Raw genomic sequence first — 16,578 nt, 5'->3', positions numbered from 1 at the left:
CTGGTACCGGGCCCGTGGTGGCTGGTGGGTCAGATGCGGGTGGCGGCCATGGCCGCTTCGACGATCGGGAGGGTCAGGCCCCAGGTGGCCTCGATGTCGAGCAGCTCGTCGCCGGCGTGTCCGTCGCGGCCCGCGATGAACGCCTTGCCGCTGTCCTTGGGGAGCCGGACCGTGTACCGGTAGCCGTCCTCGGCGCTGACCTGGGTGGTAAGGCCGAGGTTCGTGCGCGTCCAGCTCTGGGCGGTGGCGGCTGCGGTGAAGACGGCGGTGATCGTGGCGGCGTCCATGGCGGGCTCCCTTTCCTGGCGGGGTGGGGTGTTTTGAACTGCTTTCATTCTTTCCGAATCGGCTTGCCCTAGCCAGTTTTAGCAAGCTGATTCAGTAAAAGAACTTCTAAGAAACCCGCAGGCGGAGGGCTGTCAGGCGGTGCGCTGCATGTCGATGTCCGGCCAGCGCAGCTCCTCGCCGACCTCTTCGACGGTCGGCCCGCCCCGCCAAGTCAGCGACGGCTTCCCGGTCGGCGGCTCCCGCAGCACCCACCCGGCGTCCGGCCAGGCCAGCCGCACCCGGTAGAGGATCCCGTTGAGCGGGACCGGGGCACGCCCGTCGTTACGCTTCCGCTTCGGCTCGGGCCGCAGGTCGGTCCACTCCTTGCCGTAGTCGGCGTCCGGGGTGCCCTCGAAGGACTCGCCGGCGACCACGTAGCAGTCGAGCATCCCCGTGTCCGTCAGGTGGTAGGCGAGGGCCTGCGCCCACGCGGACTCCGTGTCGTGGCCGTCCACCACGTACGTGCAAGGCTTCTCGCCGTCGTGCCGTTCGGCGCCCGCGATGGTCACGGTGAAACCGCGGGCCTGCTCGCTGTAGTCGTCGCGGAAGCCGCGGTACAGGGGCTCGCTGCCGAACCGCTGCGGGGTCTCGATGTGCTGCTCGTTCATGCTCGTCTTCCTGTTCTCGTTGGGGGCAGTTCCGGTGCGGGCGGCCCCGGGCTGTCGGGTGGCACTGTCACCAGCCGGGCAGCACCGGGTCCTCGAACGGCGACGGGACTTCCGGTCCGATCTCGTACCGGCCGTCCTCGTAGTGCTCGCACCAGGGCTTGCACGGCTCGTGCTCGTGGGCATCGCAGCCGTCACACTGGAGGCACTCGCCTCCGGTGGAGCAGATCGGGCAGGGCTTCTTGGGCATGGCGTCTTCCTGTCCTGGTCGGGGCCGGTCAGTGGTCAAGGTAGGTGCGGAGCGCTTCACCGGCGGCTCGCACGCGGTCGGCGGTCCAGCCCGAGCCGGTCAGCGTGAGCCGGGCCAGCTCGCGCCTCGGGCCGTCAACGGCGACGATCTTCACGCTCATGGTCCGCACGTCGACGCCGAAGCGGAGGTCCCCGGCGGCCGGGGGCGTCATCTCCGCCGCCTGCCGCCAGTGGACCGGCACCCGGTTCTCGTCGGCGCCGTCCGGGCCGGGGCAGGCGTGGGAGATCGCGTTCAGCAGCTCCTCGCCGTGCGCACACCCACCGTGGTGGTGCAGGAGGGCGACCCTGGTCCCGCTCACCCGGAACGCGTGCCGGACCGAGGATGGCCGAGTGCGGGTCGTGATGGCGCAGCCCCAGGCGGGGATACGCGTGGTGCGCTCCAACCAGAAGCCCTCGCCGTGCTCGTCGAGGTACGGGCGGCCGAGGTCCCAGCCGTGGACGCGGGTGGCGTCCTCCCAGGACCACGGCCGCTTCTGCCGCTCGCGGTAGCCCTGGTCGTCCGGGCCGGTCGTCACCCACAGCCGCCACCCGTCCGGGCCGCCGAACAGGGCCTTCGAGGCGAACACCGGCTCGCAGCGCACCAGGACCCTGGGGGCGTTCACCGGGACGAGCGTGCACTGCTCGCGCAGCGCCGCCCGCACCGGGCAGTCGTCGCAGTTGCCGCGGTTCACGCACGGCCCGAACCCGCCCCAGCGGGCGCGTCGCGTGTCGTGGGACTCCAGCAGCGCACCCCAGCGTCGGGGCCGCAGCGCGCACTGGGCCGGGAAGCCGCCGTGGGAGTTGAGGCTGAGCCTGTTCCAGCCTTTCCCGTCGGGTCCGCCGGCCGGGGCCTTGGGTGCGGGCAGGTAGATCGGCATGTCCGGTCCTCTCGTCGGTCAGGCGGGGCAGGTGGCGACGTGGTCCACGACGACGCCGAACAGGGTCTCCAGGCGGTCGCCGGGCTCGGCGTCGCACAGGTGGATGCCGCAGCGGGTGTGGACCAGCTCCAGGTCGGTCTTCACCGGGTCGTCGGCTTCGCGCAGCACGTACTCGGTCAGGTAGACCGGCATGGCGGTTCCCTTCTGTTTGTCGGGGCCCGGCCCCGTGGGGCCGGGCGGTGGCCGTTCAGCGGGGCAGGCGTCCGAACATGACGTCGGTGGCCGAGGGGGCGTGGTCGCGGGCTCCGGAGCCGGGGAGGTTGCCGTAGACGACGCCCTCGCCGGGGCCGCGGTCATGCTGCGGGGCGGGGATGATCCCGGCCGTGAGGAACGAGGCGCGCAGCGCGGCCTCGTAGCTGCGCAGTCGGCGCAGGACCCGGGAGGTCACCTCGATGTGGTCGGTGCACGAGCCGAGGCCGAGACCGCTGCTGGCCTCGACGACGCTGCTGGCCTGGCCGGTCTGGCCGGCGATCTCGCACGCGATGCAGGGCATCGTGAACCAGCTCGGCAGCTGGTCGACATGGATCGTGTAGTCGAAGGTCATCGTTCACTCCTCTTCCGGACTGGGGTGGTCAGTGGGCGCGGTAGGCGGGGGCCTTGCCGCGGTTGCAGGGCCGCTCGTTGTCGGCGGCGACGGCGGCGGCCAGGCGCTCGTGCTTGCGGTGCAGGACCATCAGCCCCGCGAGGGCGGCGCCGAGGACCTCGTCGTCGCGGCTGTTGAGGTGGCCGTGCTCGACGATGGCGAGGCGGCGGGCGCGCAGGTCGATGTCCTGCCGCGCGAGCTGGAGGCTGACCGCAGTCAGCGGCTGCATCGACGGCACGGTCCCGGTGATCGGGGAGGTGGCGTAGCCGAGGATCGCGGCCGGGATCATGAAGTCGTGCTGGGTGAGCAGGTCGGTGGCCTCCCGCACGGCGTCGGCCGCCGGCTGGGGGATCTGGCCGGGCTCGTCCACGGGGCACGTCTGGAGGGCGATCGCGGCGTCCTCGATGGCCCCGGCGAGCGTCTCGATCATGTAGCGCTGCGGGTGGTAGGCCCGGCCGCGCACGACGGTGGCGAGGGCCATCAGGCGGCGGGCGCTGGCGAGGTAGGCGGACATGACGGTTCTCCTTCGCGATCAGGCCGCGGCGACATAGCGGGCGGCCAGCGAGTGGTAACAGCGGACGGACCGCAGGCCGGCCGGGCAGTTGCACTGGCCGGTCGCTGCGGTCCGGTAGACCTCGGAGCCGTCGTCGGAGACGACGAGGAAGATGCGGTTCTGGCGGAGCGGGACGACCGCGCCCAGCTCCAGCGCTTCGAGGGCCTTGGCGACCTGCCACTTCGGGTGGGTGGTGTCGGTGCGCGCGTTGCGGCGGAGCTTGGCGCGGCACTTGGGGCCGTAGCCGTCGGGGGACGGCTTACGGAGCGGGCGGCGGCACTTCAGGCACCTGCCGTGCTCGGTGGTGGCCGTGGTGCCGCACATGTCCCGCTCCTGTCGTGTCGTGGTGGTTTGAACTACTTTCATTCTTTCCGAATCAGCTTGCCCTAGCCAGTTTTAACAAGCCGATTCAATAAAGAAGGGGCAAAGAAAACCGCAGGTCACAGCACTGCGGCTCCCTCGCCTACTGGCCGGCCGGCCGCTTGCAGTGGTCGTGCCGGTGGCAGTTGCACAGGCCGCAGGCGGCGCACATCCAGTCGGCCTCCAGGCCGCACAGTCCGCAGCCTCCGGTCAGCTCCAGCTCCAGGTCGTCGAGGAAGCTCGCACGCGCGATGGCTTTCTCCCGCTGTTCGCGGCTCATCGGTGCCCTCCGGTTCTGTTCAGGCGGCCGGGGTCGGCAGGACGCGCTCGACGGTCACGACGTCCCACGCGGCGGTCTCGACGGGCACCGCGAGCGCCCACTGGCCGCGGTAGGTGCGTCGACTGTCCTCCTCGGTGGCGCCCTGGACGAGCGCCCACCATTCGGCCTGGCCGGTGTCGGCGATCCGCGTGCCGGTGTCGACGATCCGCAGGCGGGCGCCGAACGCGTGGAGGACGTCGCCGGGCTCGACGAGCATGCGCGGGACCTCGATCGGGGCGGGCTCGCCGACGGCGATCCGGGCGGCCTGGGCGGCGGCCGGGTCGGCGAGCGCGAAGCCCGCCTCGACGGCAACCTGCTCGGCCCGCTCGACGCTCGGGATGTAGAGGCCCCGGGCGTACTCGCGGGCCGGCTTCCCGAGCTTCGCGTATGCGTGGAAGGTGCCGTGCTCCTGGGTGATCGCGACGGGCCAGACGCCGACGACGAACGCGACGGCGCGCTCGGAGGCGACGACCAGGACATCACCGTCGGCGACCTGGTCCTGCTCGACGGCCGCGCGGGCGTCGGCGGTGCTGGCGAAGTGCCACACCGTCGGCTTGGCCGCCTCGGCAACCTCCCGGGCGGTGTCGACGGCGTCGACGATCTGGGCGAGCTGGAGGGCGGCGCCGGCCTGGGGGGTGCCCTGGGCGAGGCGTTCGATGTAGCTGCTGCTCACGGACGGTCCTTCCTGTTCTGGGGCTGTTTGTGGTGCTATCCATATTCTTCCCAAATCAGCTTGCCCTAGCCAGTTTTAACAAATGGATTTGACAAAGAAAAAGTAAAGGATCAGCGCTGACTGGCACCCCCACTCGGTTTATGCAAATCGGCTCGTGAAAGACTGATGCCATGCCCAAGCCCTACTTCGGCAAGCAGCCGCTGCCCGAATACAAGCCCAGTCCGGAGACACTCGAAACCATCAAGGCTTGGGAGGATGCCGTCCAACGGGAAGAGGAGACGCGCCACGCCGCTCAGAAGGCGCTGATGGACGAGCTGAAGGCCGACACCGACCTTCCCTTCGCAGCCGTGGCCGCGCACCCGCGCGTGCCATGGACCGAGGCGACACTTCGCATCGTGGGCAAGAAGTACGCCGTCCCGCCCCGGCAGCCCAACAAGGCCTGGGCTAACCGGGGCTCACGAGCCAAGGATGAGCCCTCGTCCTGAGCCAGCCGGCTCACGGCTCATGGCTCACTCGCCGGGGATGACCCCACGCCCAGAGCCCACAACGCCAAGGGCCGCACCGGAGCGCCGGTGCGGCCCTTCGTCGTTCCCCACGCGGCGCGCAGTCAGAACTTGACCCAGACCCCAATCAGCAGCGCCAGGACGATCGCGACCGACGCCACCTTCTCCCAGGTCTCCATGTCGCTCCACCCCTTCGGCGCGTACTGCACCCGGATGATCTCCTCGCCGTCCGGGCGGTGACCGCCGTGGAACTTACGCCGGTGGACGTGGCCCTCGGCTTGCGCTGCCGCTTTCGTCTCGACCGGCAACGACGTCGTCCGGCACAGCGGACAGCGGTACGCGTACGGCCCGCCCACGGGCGCCCTCCTCACTCGCGACTCGTCACCGCTCATGATGGAGGACTCGTCCCTCGGCTGGCCCATGGTTCTCTCCCTTTCACACCTCGTACGAGCTGTTCGGTTCCCTGCGCCGGCCGGTCATTCGACGTCTTCGAGGCGCTGCCTGATCCACGCGTTCGGGCCGCGGCTGGGGTCGTTCACCCACCGCTCACCCTTGGCGAACTCCTCCTCCGTCCACCCCTCCGGGGGCTTCCGTCGGCCTCTCCGATCACTCTCCGGGCCACTCTCCGCACTCTCCACAACCGAAGATTTCCGCAGGTCAAGGCCACTCTCCGGTAGCGGAGAGTGGCCCGGAGAGTCCTCCTGGCGGCTTCCAGGGGAGGGGAGCGGGGGCAGCTGGCTGCGGTGCACACCGGAGCGCCCGGCGACACCCCTCGCCCGGAAGGTCTGGGAGGGGTCGAAGCCGGCCGCCACGAGCACCTTCCTCAGCTGCTTGTCGTCGGCCTCTGCAAGGCCGGGGAGACGCTCCCGCATGGCCGGTCGGAGGACGCTCAGGTGGACCCCGTTGTCGTCGCCGATCAGCTCCCGGATCAGGGCCGTCAGCGGGGGCTCTGTGGAGGGCTCGGCGGGGGCCTGGTCGACGGGTTCGGCGGGGGGCTTGCTGGGGGTGCGGCGGAGCAGTCGGGCGAGACCCTTGCGGCGACTCGCCGGGGCGGTGTCCTCGCCCTTCCCGGGGGCCTCCTCGGAGGCCTTAGGCTGCTCGGGCTTGGCCTTGCCCAGGAACCGGTCGAACAGGCCCCGGCCGGTCATGACCGCAGCCTGGACCCACGCCCAGGCCATGCCCATCAGCGCGAGAGTGCCGAACTGCTGGACGGTGTGGACGGCGACGAGGAGGACCAGGACCACTCCCCCGAGCCGGGCGGGGATCGACCACTTCTCGCCGTAGCTGCCGTTGAGCCACCCGTAGAGCACGCCGACGAGTGTCCGCGTCCCGGCCCAGAACCACCGCGCGACGGCCGCGATGCCCGCCGCGGTGCGACGCGCAACGCTGGCCGCCGGCTTGCGGCTCGCTGCGATGCCCTGCCGTGCAACGCCTGCAACGGCCTTCGGGTCGGCGTACGGACGCAGGTCCGGCATCGCGAGCGCGCGCAGCCGCGCGGGCCTCTCCCCCGGCTCGGGCTCATCGTCGGGGTCGAAGTCGTCGACCGGCTCGGGATCAGCGGGCGGCTCATGCTCGCGGGCGGGCTCAGGCTCACGGGGGGTGTGAGCCGGGGCGTGGTCGGCCGTGAGCCCGGCGGTGAGCTGAGCCGTCTCACTGTCCGGGCCGGGCGCCTGCGTCCTGGTCGTCATGAGCCGGCGAAGTGCATCGCGATGGCGTGGATTCGCTGGGCGAGGATGCCGAAGCCTCCGCCTGCGCCCGCCATGATGTGGACCAGGATGATGCCGATCACGGCGACCTGCCTGCGGGTGAGGCCCAGCCATGCCAGGAGCACCAGGAACAGCAGAGCGAGACCCGGCAGCGTGACCCCGGGCATGGCGGCGTGGACCAGGCCGACGAGGTCACCCATGATGAGCTGCGGGACCACGTTGAACGGCCAGCCAGCGGCCGTGTACGAGGCACCGGCGAGCATGCTCAGACCGAGCGTCCACCACCAGCCGAGCGGCTTCGCCTTGCCGACCTTCTGCTCCTTCGTGGCGATGATCAGCACGGCGGTGAGCACCAGAGCGAAGGAGACGATCCCGACCGGAGGGATCACGGATTTCACTGGTTTGTCCTTTGCGTTGTGAGGGGTGGCTGGTCAGGTCTGTATGGCGTTGCCGTACAGCAGCGCGCCGACGACGAAGCAGACGGTCAGGCCGCGGGTCGCCCAGGCGATCAGGAACCAGGACCGGCGGGTGGCGCGGTCGAGGCTGAGCGCAACGGCCGCCGCAACGCCCCAGAAGTAGACATCGGGGTTGTCCCGCAACGGGCCGCCGTGCTGTGCAACGCTTGCCGTTGCGTCGCGGACGAACTGCGGGATATGGAAGTACCAGCCGGCCGCGAAGCCGCTGCCTGCGTACAGCAGCCACTTTCTGTGCGCCGGGATCTCGCGAACCAGCTCGGCGAGGGACTTCTTCTCTCGCTGGTAGTACAGCGGGGCGGCGGTCCCGAACGGCGGCCGGGTGGGCTCGCGGTCCGGGCGGCGCACCCGTGCGACCCACTTCGTCCGCCGCTTCTCCTCCACCGGCTGGTCGTAGTCGCCGGGGTCCTCTTCGTCCTCTTCGCCGAGTTCGTCGTCGGGGGCAGCCGGCTTCTCGACGGTGCGTAGGCGGGGCTGGGGCCGCGGGGCGGGCTGCTCGGCGGGCTCCTGGTCCGGCTGGTCGTCGGTGGCGGGTTCCTCGGCGGCCGGGGCCAGCGGGGCGGGCTCGTCGCCGAGCTGCGGCTTGTCCTTCGCCCACCAGTCGGGCAGGCGGCCACTCCCCCGGCGCGGGGCGGGTACCGGAACGTGCGGGGCGTAGTCGGGGCGGGGCGGGATCACGACGGCGGGCGCGGGCGCGGGCTGCTCGTCGTCGGCGGCGGCGTGGCCGGCGGGGCGGGCGCCGAGCTTGCGGAGCATCGCACGGACCGCCGTCTCGCCCTGGTCGAGGTCAGTGTGGTCGGTCATCGCGGGTTCTGCCTCTCTCGTTCGGTCCGGGCGCGTTGCCGGGTGTGGCGCGACGGGCGTTGCGTTGCGCGTTGCAACGCCCGTCGCAACGCTGGTCAGGGCCGTTGCGGGGCCCGTCGTGGCTAGTCGAGTTCTGCGACGTCGGCGGGGTGGAAGTGCAGCCGGCCGTCGTCGTCGCGGCGTGCGGGCTTGAGCTTGTTGCGGTGCACCCAGGAACGGACCGTGCCGGGCGTGACGCCCTTCTGCTTGGCGACCTCTGCGGCGGTGAGTAGCCGCATGCTGTCGTCCGTCGCGACGACCCTGAGTGCGTCGTCGACCGCGGTTGCGAGTTCGGGCGTGATGTCCTGCTGCACCGATGCCGCAGGCTGCGTCGCACGCGGTGCCGGGGCGGGCGTTGCGGCCGGGAGAGCCCCGGGTACGGCGGGCTCGAACAGGCTCAGCGCGTCATCGGAGTGCACGTCGAGCGCGGGACGCTCCTGCACCGGCGCCTGCTCGATGGCCAGCGTCTCGTCGCGTGGCTGCGACGCTGCGGGCAGCTCGGGCGCCGGGGCGGGGGTGTCGCCGTACATCGCGTCGAGCACCCCTGCCGCACCCCGCACAACGCGCTCGTCATGCACTGCGATCAGCTCGCTCGCGGCCGTCGCGGTCGTCGGCCGGATGCGACGCTCTAGCCGCCACACCGCAGCCTGGTGCCACCACTTCGCACGGTCCGACTTCAGGTGCCGGGCCCGCGACCCGTGCCAGCTGATGCGGTGCAACGTTGCAGCGTCGCGCATCGCGCGACGGGCAGCGCGACGCTGCGCATCGGCGTCGACGCGGGTCCGGTAGATAACGACGCGGCGGGCGATCAGCGCCAGGCCCTCGGCCGCGAACGTCATCGTCAGCGGCGTCACCGCGAAGATGGCCGACTCGCTCGCGTTGCGCGCAACGTAGGCGCCCGTCGCGGACGCGACAGCGGGCACCACCCACACCCCGACCCGGACGAGAGCCGGCGTCGCCTGGCCGAGCATCGTCAACGCGACCATCACCACGGCGAGCACGAGCGTGCCGCCCTCACCGAAGCCGACCACGCCCAGCGCGGCCGTGCTGCGGTGGAAGACCGACACGATGTTGCCGTACGTGCTCCAGGCGCCGACAACACCGGCCACGACCATCGGGACGGCAGCGACCGCGATGACCGCGACCTGTCCCTTGCTGAGTTCGCGGACGTCGGGCTCACACATGGACTCGCGCTCCTTCGTGGTGTGGTCCAGGGAAGGGCCGGACTCACCGCCGCCTCGGGGGATGGCGATCGGCGAGCCCGGCCCGGGAAGGCCGGGCCCTGCGGAACAAGGGGACGGGACGCAAGGCCCGGCCGGTCTGGGTGCCGGTCCGTCAGTCGGCGATGGCGTCGGGGTCGAGGCTGTCGGGGATCTCGCCCGCGCGGAGGGTCTCGGCGATCGCGCGGTACTCCACCGCCCTGCCTCGGGCGATCGCGGCGGCCCGACTGGCGCAGGCGCGCGTGTGATCGCTGCCGGTCAGGGCAGCGGCGCGCTCTCCGTCCTTCGCTGCGGCCTCGGCGCGCGGCGCGGCGACGTTCTCGAAGTAGTCGGCTTCCTCGTTGAGGCGTTCTTGAGTGATCTCTGACATGGGCCTACCCCTGCTCGGTGGTTGTGGGAGGCCGGGCCCTCCCTGGGAAGGTCGAGGGCCCGGCCGATCAGGTGGCGGTCAGCGGCGCCGACCGCGCTTCTTCTCGTCGCCCTGCCGCGCGACCCGCGCCCTGTGCCGCGCGCGACGACCGGCCGCCAGCTCAGCCTCACGGGCCTGCCGCCTGGCGGCCTTCTCCTGCACCCGCGTCGACGCGCACGGGCTGACACCGGGCGAGTAGCGCGGACCCCCGGTCAGCGCCTCCCGCAGTCGACCGAAGGCGCTCACGCGCTCCGCCTCCCCCCGCACGACTCCACGCTCTCCTTCGCGTGGAACCTCGCCGACTCAACCTGCCCGAGCGCGGCGTCCGCGCGGGCGGCCCGCTCCTTCGGCGTGCCCCGGTCCCCGCGGCACGTCCGCACCGTGGCCGGCTCCGCAACGGTCTGGTTCGGCGTCCTCGTGCTGATCCGGCGGGCACTCATCGACGCACCAGCCTCAGCACACGCTCGCCGTACGCACCCTCGGTCTCACCCGGCTCGGGGTCCGGGAAGACCGCGAGGACCGCGCGGTAGAACTCGACGTCGGCACCCCACGTCTGCCGCGCGATGAACACCGACAGCACGCGCTCGTCGGCCGGCAGGTCGGGGTCCTGCTGCCGCAGCAGGTCGGCGATCTCGATCACCTTCGCACGGACAGCCTCACTGACCTGCCCGGCCTCGGCCGGTTCTTCCTCATGGGCGCCAGGCGCCCGGCTAACCTTTGACACGTTCGTCCTCCTGGTAGCTCAGGTGGGCGACCGGCGCCGGGCGGGCCTTCCACAACACCGCCCGGCGCCGATTCATTTGACGGAACGAAGTCGAAGGAGCCGACCTCGCGGAGCCAAACCCTAGGGCTTGTACTCATCGAGATGCAAGCCCTAGGGTTTGACCTGCCTCGGTTGCGCTCTCGCCAGGAAGGGAGCCGGCGTGTCGGACGAGCCCGAGGCCACAGGACAGGACTCCGAGGAGGTGAGCCGGTTGGTGGACGCCATCGAGGCGTTCAGAGCCATCGAGGACCCGGCCGAGCGAACGAAGGTCGCTTCCGAGGCTCTGCGTCGGTGGCCTGACCTGCATTCGGAGCTGCGAAGCATCCGACAGGACAGCGTCCTTCAGCTGCGGGACCAGGGGCTCACTTGGCCGCAGATCGCCGCGATCATCGGCGGTGGTATCAAGCCCGAGCGTGCGCAGCAGATCGGCAAGGGGCTGAGCGGCGCGCAGCGGAAGAAGAACGAGCGGGCCGCCAAGGCCGAGAGGGAGGAATGACCGCTTTACAGAGGTTCCCCATCAGTGCGCTTCCGCCGGCCGAAACCGGCGGACGCTCAGCCGTGTACCGGGTCTTCAACGCCGGCGGCAGGCTGCTGTATGTGGGCAGCAGCGAGCGCCCCCGGCAGCGGTGGCATGAGCACAGGAGCCGCACAGTCTGGTGGCCCCTCGCTGCCGAGTACTCGCTGGACTGGTTCGAGGACCGGGCGGCGGCGTACACCGCTGAAGCGCAGGCGATCGTGGCCGAGCAGCCCGAACTCAACCAGGTGTGGCGCCCGCGCCCCGTGCCGTCGCCCGAGGCAACCCCCGAGGCCTGGCGGGTGCTCGACGCCCTGCAAGTCATCGAGCAGATGGACGATGCGGCCCGGCAGGCGCGGGCGATCACCGAGGTACTGAAAGTGCAGTCGGACAGCGGGCCGAAGCTCAAGGAGACGCGACGGGCCTGGGTGCTTGCGCAGCGCGCGAAGAAGGTCACATATCGCGAGATCGCCGAGACGCTCGGTTGCTCGATCAGCACCGTGCAGGACATCGAACGCGGCTACAGCGGGTCGGGGAAGAACCGACCACGGACAGGGAGGCGGAAGCGTGGGAGCGAGGGAGGCGACGGCGCCGACAAGGCCGGCGGCGGTGTATCGCCTGTATGACGCCGTCGGGCGGCTGCTTTACATCGGCTCGGCGTACGACCCGGACGAACGGTGCGAGGCGCACCGTAACAAGCCGTGGTGGCCTGACGTTGCGCGCCGCGAGGTGGAGTGGTGTGACAGTCGGGTGGGCGCGTACATCGCGGAAATGGAGGCGATCCGCACTGAGGAACCGCCGCACAACATCATGGAGACGTCTCGGTACGTGTGCCCGACACCCCGGGCGTGCGGCGCAGGAATGAACTCAACGCTCGTCGAGCCCGCTCGAAGCGAGCCGCTGAGCTGCTGCGCGCCGAGATATGGGAAGCCGGCCGCGTCGCTGGCCTTCCCGATAGGCAACGCTGGCTCGCCGGCGAGGCTGCGTACATCGACGTTCTCGACGAGTCGGGCGCGTGGCCGAAGCTGGTCGAGGAACTACGCGCCGCTCTGTTCAAGCGGCAGGCGGGTAGCACCTGACCGAAACCGCGCAGTCGGCGAGCAGTGGCAGGGCATCATCGAGCGACTGAACCGTTCATCGGTCGTTTATGGGGATGCGGGGGCGCGGTGGTCGCGCTGTCCCGTGTGAGGGAGCGAGGGATCATGCGCAAGGTCCGTTTAGCCGTGGGGGCTGCTGCCGTTGTGCTGGCGGTGGGCGTGCTGGCCGGGTGTGGGGGATCGGACGACTCGTCGAAGCCGGCGGCCGGGGGCGGCAGCGCCGCGTCGGCGTCGGCCGATGGGGATTCGCGGCCGTCGCCGTCGCAGCCGGCTACGGCCCGGGAGGTGTTCACGAAGCTGTCGGGCGAAGTCGGTGCGGCGAAGCTGGGCACTGTGGTCACGGCGGAGACCGACCCGAACAAATTGCTGGGGCGTCCGGGTCAGTACACGTCGAAGGTCACGTTCACTGACTCGCGGATCTCGGGGTCTGACGTCGAGGGCCTGGACAAGGACGACTCGCTGCGCGGCGGGGCCATCGAGGTGTTCGAGAGCGCGGGGGACGCGAAGGCGCGCTCTGAGTACATCGAGTCGGTGACGAAGTCGATGCCGGCGCTGGCTGAGTACCACTACCTGGACGGGCCGGTGCTGGTGCGGGTGTCGCACTACCTGACGCCGAAGCAGGCCGCGGAGTACCAGTCGGCACTCAAGCGGCGCTGAAGATGTCGACGCGCTGTCGGTAACCCCGTACGCTGATGGTGCGCGTCCACGCAACAAGGCCCCCGGCAGCCGCCGGGGGCTTTGCTTGTGCCCGGGTCAGTCGAGGGTGGGCGGGGTGTCCTGCTGCTGTGTCTCGCGTTCGATGACGGCGAACGCTTCGGCGAGGGCGGCGGCGAGCAGGTGCCGGGGGACGCGGGCCCGGTACTCGACGCGGACGCCACTCGCCTGCCGTTGCCTGTCCTGCTGGAGGGCGTGGGCGAGGAGGGTGCGCGTCGCCGGCTTGGCGGCGGGCTTGTCGGGCTGGTCGGTCATCGGGTGGCCTGCCCGGTGTGGGGTGCGGCGCACCACAGGCAGCGGTCGGTCCCTTCGGTCTCTGCGGGTTCGGTGTCGGGGTCGTCGATGGCGCTGATGGTGATGCGCTGGACGAGGCGGACGCCGCTGTCGGGGTGCTGCTTGCGGCGCCGATGGTAGGAGTCGACGGCGCGTTTCCGGTCGGTGATGTCCCGCATGAGGGTGCCGTAGCGGCCGTTGATCCGGGCTTCGACCTGCCAGCGGCGGGCCGGTGGGGCGGTCTCGGGGCCGGTGATGCCGAGGCGGGTGACGAGGGCCCGGAGCCGGTCGAGTTCGTCGTAGAGGGCGTCGAGCTGGGCGCTGTTGAGGTCGTCGATGTGGGTGCGCACGGTCATCGGTGTCCCTTCGGGTCGGGGCCGTATGGGCTGGCCCAGGCTGGCCGGTCGTTGGGCCACCGGAGGCCGCGGTTGGCAGGCGGGATGACGCCTGCCTGCCGCAGGTGCGCGGTGATCGAGCGGAACGTCTCGGTGACCTGGCGGGCCATCTCGCGGATGCCGTCGAGGACGCGGCGCAGGAGCGCGGTGGTGCAGGCGAGTTGCTCGCTGAGCGCACGTGCCTGGTCGGGGGTCAGTCGGGTGATGCGCATGGGGTGTCCTTCGGTGTCGGGCGGTACGGCACGTGGCGGCTGTGGGTGTCGTCGGCGGGGCGGATGCATAGGACGTCACCGTGGTCGCCATAGCAGAGCAAGCCGCCGTGCGGCGGAGCGTCCGGGCGGCGGGCCCGCGCGAGACCCTGCCTGTTATCCCTGTGGGTGCGGAGCCGGCGGACCGCGGCCCGTGCGGACCAGGCGGCGGTGACCGCGACCGCCGCGGCGAGCCAGGCGAGCACCAGCAGGAGACTGTGGCCGGTCATGCCCTCGCCCCGAAGATGCTCTGCACGGTGTTCACGAGCCAGATCAGGGCGATCTGTTCGGCGGCCTGGGGGGACCAGCGGCGCCGGACCAGGTCGGCGCGTATGCCGTCGGCGTGGTCGAAGACCGGCGTCATCAGCTCGGCGAAGGCCAACAGGTCGTTGCTGAGTTCGGTCCTCACCCGGTCGATCTCCTCGGGAGTGAGGCGCTTCGGCTCGTTCTTGGACTCGTCGGGCAGGTGGGCCGAGACGTAACCGAGCAGGCGGTCAAGTCCGTTGGGGCGGTCGCTCATCGGGTTCCTCCGGGGTCGTGCTGGCGGGTGGGGCCGGCCGCCGCAGGGGGCGGCCGGCGCAGGGGCGGGGTGGTGGGCTTACCGGTCGCGGAACCTGTTCAGCCGGGCGGGTATCTGCACGTCGCGCCCGCGCTGCCGGTCGCGTTCGCGGGACGCCCGCCAGTTGTGCAGGGAGCGGCGGGGCCGGACGAGGAACAGTCCGGCGACCGCGGTGAACACGATCGGGACGGCGACCCAGAACCAGGGCGAGCGGCGGGAGGCGTAGCAGAACTGCCAGTCGGCCCAGCTGGTGAGTTCGCGGATCGGGCGGCCTCGGCCGGTGGCGTAGCCGCCGATCCACATGCAGGCCAGGGCGAGGGCGGCCCAGGTCCAGGTCTCGCCGCTCACCGCTGCTCCCCCGCGTTCTCGGCCAGGTGCGGTTCGAGCTCGACGATCGAGGGGAGACGCTCACCGCAGTCGGAGCACTTGCGGAGCTTGGTCCAGGTCCCCAGCCCGTTCCGGTACTCGTGGGTGACCTCCCAGGCGACGTGCGCGCACTGCGGCGCCGCCTCAGGAGGCTCAAGCACCGCAAGCGCAGCGCGCTGCCCGTCCTCGCACATCTCCGCGAGCCGCATGCCGGGCCAGCAGGTGCCGCACTTCGCGGCGTGCGTCACCGCGGCGTCGTGCGCGGCTGCGGCCACTTCCAGCAGCGGCATCGACCTGCGCGCCGGTGCCGGGGCCGGCTGCGGCTCGTCGGGCTCCACATACAGGTGGCCCTTGGCCCACGCGATGTGATCCGGAGCGAGGGCGCTGCACTTCACGCACGGCCGCCCCTGGGTGGCAAGGAGCGCATCCCGCACCTGGCGGCAGTACTCCTCGGTCGCGTTCTCCACGACCAGGCGCTGCTCCTGCCGGTCGTACAGGGTGGCGAAGACGCCGTCCCGGCCGATCACGTACCGCTCGTCGACCGGCTTCGGCTCCTCCCCGTGGATCCACGCGGTGAGCGCGTCGGCGTACTCATGCTTCGCCGCCTGGTGCTGCTCGGCGAGCGCGTCGACACGGTCCCGCATCGCGCGCAGGTACGGGGCGTGCCGGATCACCGCGTCGTGCATCTGCTGCGGCAGCACCTCCAGCAACCGGACCGGGGTGCGCTTCTCGCGGCCGGGGCCGGGGTCCAAGCAGAGACGCAGGAACTCACGCGTGACGTCCGGGGTCTGAAACTGCTGCACTGGGGGTTCTCCTTCGTAGAGTGGTGGCGGGTCGCCCGCTGCTACCGACAGCGGGCGACCTCCTGCCTGGTCAGGCGGCGGGCTCGTCGTGGCGGGCATCGCCGCACCCCTCGGGGTCCGTGGCCGGCTCCGTGGAGCGTTCGGCCGCAGCCTGGGCAGTCAGGTGATTGACCTGTGCGAGCAGCGCGGCGATCAGCTCACGGGCATGGTTGACGGTCCCCGCCGCAGACACGGCCGGGTGCATCCGCGGGGCCGCGAGGAACGCGCCGACCTGCGCGCGGATCTCGGCGCCCTGCTGCTCGCTCCAGCCGCCGGCATGTGCGCTGCTGGTCAGCGCCTCCAGCTCATGGACCCGGCGGCGCAGCTTCTCGTTCGCCTCTCGCAGCTTCAGCGCCTCGGCGCTCGACTCCGCCCAGAACCGCGTCGCCGTCTCGGCGGCAGCGTTCGCGATCTCCACGAACTCGTGCAGCCGCTTGGCCTCCCGCTCCAGGTGGAAGATCAGCCCCTCACGCTCGTGCGGCTGCCGACGCGCCGCGCGGCGTTTCGCCGAGGCCAGGGCGGTCCGCAGTCGGCCGGTCTTGTGGACGAGGTCCTCCAACTGCTCGGCGGCGGCGAGGCAGGCGGCCACGATGACCTCGGCCGGGGTGCCGCTGGGGAACTCGATCGTCTCCCCGGCGGCGGGCTCGGTCAGGCTGGAGTCGCCGCCGTCGCTGGTCACGCCCCATATGGCGCCGTTGCAGCGGAGCAGGCCGAGCGGGTTCTCCTCGTCGCCGACCCAGCCGGCGGCCTCCAGTAGCTCGACGACGTCGAGCCGCGGGTTCCATGTCATGTCAGGTTCTCCTTCGTGGTGGTCAGACGGTGGGCTGGTCCTCGGTGACGGACTCCAGCAGGCTGTGCATCTGGTCCCCGGCCGCGCTGACCTTGCTGGCCCAGATCTGGCCGAGGTCATCGCGGACGGCCGCGGCCTCTTCGACGGTCATCGCGACATGGACGGTGTCGGCGGTGCGGCGGATCTCCATGAACTGCCTCCCTGGTTGGGTGTGGTG

The 16,578-nt window shown here is 71.2% G+C and carries 32 protein-coding genes; 5 read left to right on the top strand and 27 right to left on the bottom strand.

Going from position 1 to position 16,578, the window contains the following annotated elements; genetic code table 11:
• Window positions 1-29: 29 nt before the first annotated feature.
• The 10 genes from AQJ11_RS02970 to AQJ11_RS02935 all read right to left on the bottom strand — a co-directional run bounded on the left by AQJ11_RS02970 (window position 30) and on the right by AQJ11_RS02935 (window position 4,646).
• Entirely contained in the window at window positions 30-287 is a 258-nt protein-coding gene (locus AQJ11_RS02970) for a hypothetical protein (protein WP_059261713.1), read from the bottom strand.
• 132 nt (window positions 288-419) lie between these two features.
• On the bottom strand, window positions 420-935 hold the full coding sequence (locus tag AQJ11_RS48040) for a hypothetical protein (RefSeq protein WP_059261712.1): 516 nt from the start codon (window positions 933-935) through the stop codon (window positions 420-422).
• Window positions 936-1,002: 67 nt separating this feature from the next.
• On the bottom strand, window positions 1,003-1,182 hold the full coding sequence (locus AQJ11_RS02960) for a hypothetical protein (RefSeq protein WP_059261711.1): 180 nt from the start codon (window positions 1,180-1,182) through the stop codon (window positions 1,003-1,005).
• Between the two features lie 28 nt (window positions 1,183-1,210).
• A complete protein-coding gene (locus AQJ11_RS50270; protein ID WP_059261710.1) occupies window positions 1,211-2,098 on the bottom strand; it encodes a hypothetical protein in 888 nt (295 codons plus the stop codon).
• A gap of 18 nt (window positions 2,099-2,116) precedes the next feature.
• Window positions 2,117-2,290 carry a hypothetical protein gene (locus AQJ11_RS49080; RefSeq protein WP_159061630.1) on the bottom strand — a complete coding sequence of 58 codons (174 nt, stop codon included), beginning with the start codon at window positions 2,288-2,290 and terminating at the stop codon, window positions 2,117-2,119.
• 55 nt (window positions 2,291-2,345) lie between these two features.
• Window positions 2,346-2,702: a hypothetical protein gene (locus AQJ11_RS02950; RefSeq protein WP_059261709.1), complete on the bottom strand. Its 357-nt coding sequence runs from the start codon at window positions 2,700-2,702 to the stop codon at window positions 2,346-2,348.
• A gap of 28 nt (window positions 2,703-2,730) precedes the next feature.
• Window positions 2,731-3,255: a hypothetical protein gene (locus tag AQJ11_RS02945; RefSeq protein ID WP_059261708.1), complete on the bottom strand. Its 525-nt coding sequence runs from the start codon at window positions 3,253-3,255 to the stop codon at window positions 2,731-2,733.
• A gap of 18 nt (window positions 3,256-3,273) precedes the next feature.
• On the bottom strand, window positions 3,274-3,618 hold the full coding sequence (locus AQJ11_RS02940) for a hypothetical protein (RefSeq protein WP_059261707.1): 345 nt from the start codon (window positions 3,616-3,618) through the stop codon (window positions 3,274-3,276).
• A 139-nt stretch (window positions 3,619-3,757) separates the two neighbouring features.
• Entirely contained in the window at window positions 3,758-3,934 is a 177-nt protein-coding gene (locus tag AQJ11_RS49075; protein WP_159061629.1) for a hypothetical protein, read from the bottom strand.
• Between the two features lie 19 nt (window positions 3,935-3,953).
• Window positions 3,954-4,646 carry a hypothetical protein gene (locus tag AQJ11_RS02935; protein ID WP_059261706.1) on the bottom strand — a complete coding sequence of 231 codons (693 nt, stop codon included), beginning with the start codon at window positions 4,644-4,646 and terminating at the stop codon, window positions 3,954-3,956.
• 170 nt (window positions 4,647-4,816) lie between these two features.
• Between AQJ11_RS02935 and AQJ11_RS02930 the strand changes: the two genes are divergently transcribed.
• The gene (locus AQJ11_RS02930; RefSeq protein WP_059261705.1) at window positions 4,817-5,131 is read left to right on the top strand and encodes a hypothetical protein; all 315 of its coding nucleotides are present in this window, start codon (window positions 4,817-4,819) and stop codon (window positions 5,129-5,131) included.
• A 122-nt stretch (window positions 5,132-5,253) separates the two neighbouring features.
• Here AQJ11_RS02930 and AQJ11_RS02925 read toward each other — a convergent pair whose 3' ends face one another.
• The 8 genes from AQJ11_RS02925 to AQJ11_RS02885 all read right to left on the bottom strand — a co-directional run bounded on the left by AQJ11_RS02925 (window position 5,254) and on the right by AQJ11_RS02885 (window position 10,524).
• The gene (locus tag AQJ11_RS02925; protein WP_059261704.1) at window positions 5,254-5,571 is read right to left on the bottom strand and encodes a hypothetical protein; all 318 of its coding nucleotides are present in this window, start codon (window positions 5,569-5,571) and stop codon (window positions 5,254-5,256) included.
• A 54-nt stretch (window positions 5,572-5,625) separates the two neighbouring features.
• A complete protein-coding gene (locus AQJ11_RS02920; protein ID WP_059261703.1) occupies window positions 5,626-6,837 on the bottom strand; it encodes a hypothetical protein in 1,212 nt (403 codons plus the stop codon).
• The gene (locus tag AQJ11_RS02915; protein WP_059261702.1) at window positions 6,834-7,253 is read right to left on the bottom strand and encodes a hypothetical protein; all 420 of its coding nucleotides are present in this window, start codon (window positions 7,251-7,253) and stop codon (window positions 6,834-6,836) included. Before AQJ11_RS02915 ends, AQJ11_RS02920 begins: the two co-directional genes overlap by 4 nt.
• A gap of 33 nt (window positions 7,254-7,286) precedes the next feature.
• On the bottom strand, window positions 7,287-8,132 hold the full coding sequence (locus AQJ11_RS02910; RefSeq protein WP_059261701.1) for a hypothetical protein: 846 nt from the start codon (window positions 8,130-8,132) through the stop codon (window positions 7,287-7,289).
• A 122-nt stretch (window positions 8,133-8,254) separates the two neighbouring features.
• Window positions 8,255-9,355, bottom strand: coding sequence for a helix-turn-helix domain-containing protein (locus AQJ11_RS02905; RefSeq protein WP_059261700.1), 1,101 nt, complete (start codon window positions 9,353-9,355; stop codon window positions 8,255-8,257).
• A gap of 151 nt (window positions 9,356-9,506) precedes the next feature.
• A complete protein-coding gene (locus tag AQJ11_RS02900; RefSeq protein WP_059261699.1) occupies window positions 9,507-9,761 on the bottom strand; it encodes a hypothetical protein in 255 nt (84 codons plus the stop codon).
• Between the two features lie 78 nt (window positions 9,762-9,839).
• Entirely contained in the window at window positions 9,840-10,046 is a 207-nt protein-coding gene (locus AQJ11_RS02895; RefSeq protein WP_159061628.1) for a hypothetical protein, read from the bottom strand.
• 190 nt (window positions 10,047-10,236) lie between these two features.
• Window positions 10,237-10,524, bottom strand: a complete 288-nt coding sequence (locus AQJ11_RS02885; protein WP_159061627.1) for a hypothetical protein — start codon at window positions 10,522-10,524, stop codon at window positions 10,237-10,239.
• Window positions 10,525-10,723: 199 nt separating this feature from the next.
• On the opposite strand from AQJ11_RS02885, the gene AQJ11_RS02880 reads away from it, so the two are divergent.
• From AQJ11_RS02880 to AQJ11_RS02865, 4 genes are all read left to right on the top strand, one after another.
• The gene (locus AQJ11_RS02880) at window positions 10,724-11,059 is read left to right on the top strand and encodes a hypothetical protein (protein WP_059261695.1); all 336 of its coding nucleotides are present in this window, start codon (window positions 10,724-10,726) and stop codon (window positions 11,057-11,059) included.
• Complete coding sequence (locus AQJ11_RS02875) at window positions 11,056-11,703, top strand: helix-turn-helix domain-containing protein (protein WP_107120771.1); 648 nt, start codon at window positions 11,056-11,058, stop codon at window positions 11,701-11,703. The genes AQJ11_RS02880 and AQJ11_RS02875 overlap by 4 nt, the downstream gene beginning before the upstream one ends.
• A gap of 204 nt (window positions 11,704-11,907) precedes the next feature.
• Window positions 11,908-12,156 carry a hypothetical protein gene (locus AQJ11_RS02870; RefSeq protein ID WP_059261693.1) on the top strand — a complete coding sequence of 83 codons (249 nt, stop codon included), beginning with the start codon at window positions 11,908-11,910 and terminating at the stop codon, window positions 12,154-12,156.
• Window positions 12,157-12,279: 123 nt separating this feature from the next.
• The gene (locus tag AQJ11_RS02865; RefSeq protein WP_059261692.1) at window positions 12,280-12,831 is read left to right on the top strand and encodes a hypothetical protein; all 552 of its coding nucleotides are present in this window, start codon (window positions 12,280-12,282) and stop codon (window positions 12,829-12,831) included.
• Between the two features lie 96 nt (window positions 12,832-12,927).
• On the opposite strand, the gene AQJ11_RS02860 is transcribed toward AQJ11_RS02865, so the two are convergent.
• The 9 genes from AQJ11_RS02860 to AQJ11_RS49070 all read right to left on the bottom strand — a co-directional run bounded on the left by AQJ11_RS02860 (window position 12,928) and on the right by AQJ11_RS49070 (window position 16,551).
• Window positions 12,928-13,143 carry a hypothetical protein gene (locus tag AQJ11_RS02860; protein WP_059261691.1) on the bottom strand — a complete coding sequence of 72 codons (216 nt, stop codon included), beginning with the start codon at window positions 13,141-13,143 and terminating at the stop codon, window positions 12,928-12,930.
• Window positions 13,140-13,517 carry a hypothetical protein gene (locus AQJ11_RS02855; protein ID WP_059261690.1) on the bottom strand — a complete coding sequence of 126 codons (378 nt, stop codon included), beginning with the start codon at window positions 13,515-13,517 and terminating at the stop codon, window positions 13,140-13,142. The genes AQJ11_RS02860 and AQJ11_RS02855 overlap by 4 nt, the downstream gene beginning before the upstream one ends.
• Window positions 13,514-13,768, bottom strand: coding sequence for a hypothetical protein (locus AQJ11_RS02850; protein WP_059261689.1), 255 nt, complete (start codon window positions 13,766-13,768; stop codon window positions 13,514-13,516). Before AQJ11_RS02850 ends, AQJ11_RS02855 begins: the two co-directional genes overlap by 4 nt.
• The gene (locus tag AQJ11_RS02845) at window positions 13,750-14,034 is read right to left on the bottom strand and encodes a hypothetical protein (RefSeq protein ID WP_059261688.1); all 285 of its coding nucleotides are present in this window, start codon (window positions 14,032-14,034) and stop codon (window positions 13,750-13,752) included. The genes AQJ11_RS02850 and AQJ11_RS02845 overlap by 19 nt, the downstream gene beginning before the upstream one ends.
• A complete protein-coding gene (locus AQJ11_RS02840) occupies window positions 14,031-14,324 on the bottom strand; it encodes a hypothetical protein (protein ID WP_059261687.1) in 294 nt (97 codons plus the stop codon). Before AQJ11_RS02840 ends, AQJ11_RS02845 begins: the two co-directional genes overlap by 4 nt.
• Before the next feature lie 78 nt (window positions 14,325-14,402).
• The gene (locus tag AQJ11_RS02835) at window positions 14,403-14,711 is read right to left on the bottom strand and encodes a hypothetical protein (protein ID WP_059261686.1); all 309 of its coding nucleotides are present in this window, start codon (window positions 14,709-14,711) and stop codon (window positions 14,403-14,405) included.
• Window positions 14,708-15,532, bottom strand: a complete 825-nt coding sequence (locus AQJ11_RS02830; RefSeq protein WP_059261685.1) for a hypothetical protein — start codon at window positions 15,530-15,532, stop codon at window positions 14,708-14,710. The genes AQJ11_RS02835 and AQJ11_RS02830 overlap by 4 nt, the downstream gene beginning before the upstream one ends.
• A gap of 70 nt (window positions 15,533-15,602) precedes the next feature.
• Window positions 15,603-16,361, bottom strand: coding sequence for a hypothetical protein (locus AQJ11_RS02825; protein WP_059261684.1), 759 nt, complete (start codon window positions 16,359-16,361; stop codon window positions 15,603-15,605).
• A 22-nt stretch (window positions 16,362-16,383) separates the two neighbouring features.
• Window positions 16,384-16,551 carry a hypothetical protein gene (locus AQJ11_RS49070; RefSeq protein ID WP_159061626.1) on the bottom strand — a complete coding sequence of 56 codons (168 nt, stop codon included), beginning with the start codon at window positions 16,549-16,551 and terminating at the stop codon, window positions 16,384-16,386.
• Window positions 16,552-16,578: the final 27 nt, after the last annotated feature.

Source organism: Streptomyces corchorusii, assembly GCF_001514055.1.
Classification (GTDB): domain Bacteria; phylum Actinomycetota; class Actinomycetes; order Streptomycetales; family Streptomycetaceae; genus Streptomyces; species Streptomyces olivaceoviridis.
Note: the sequence above shows the minus strand (reverse complement) of the source record. Positions and strands in the feature narration are given on the sequence as shown.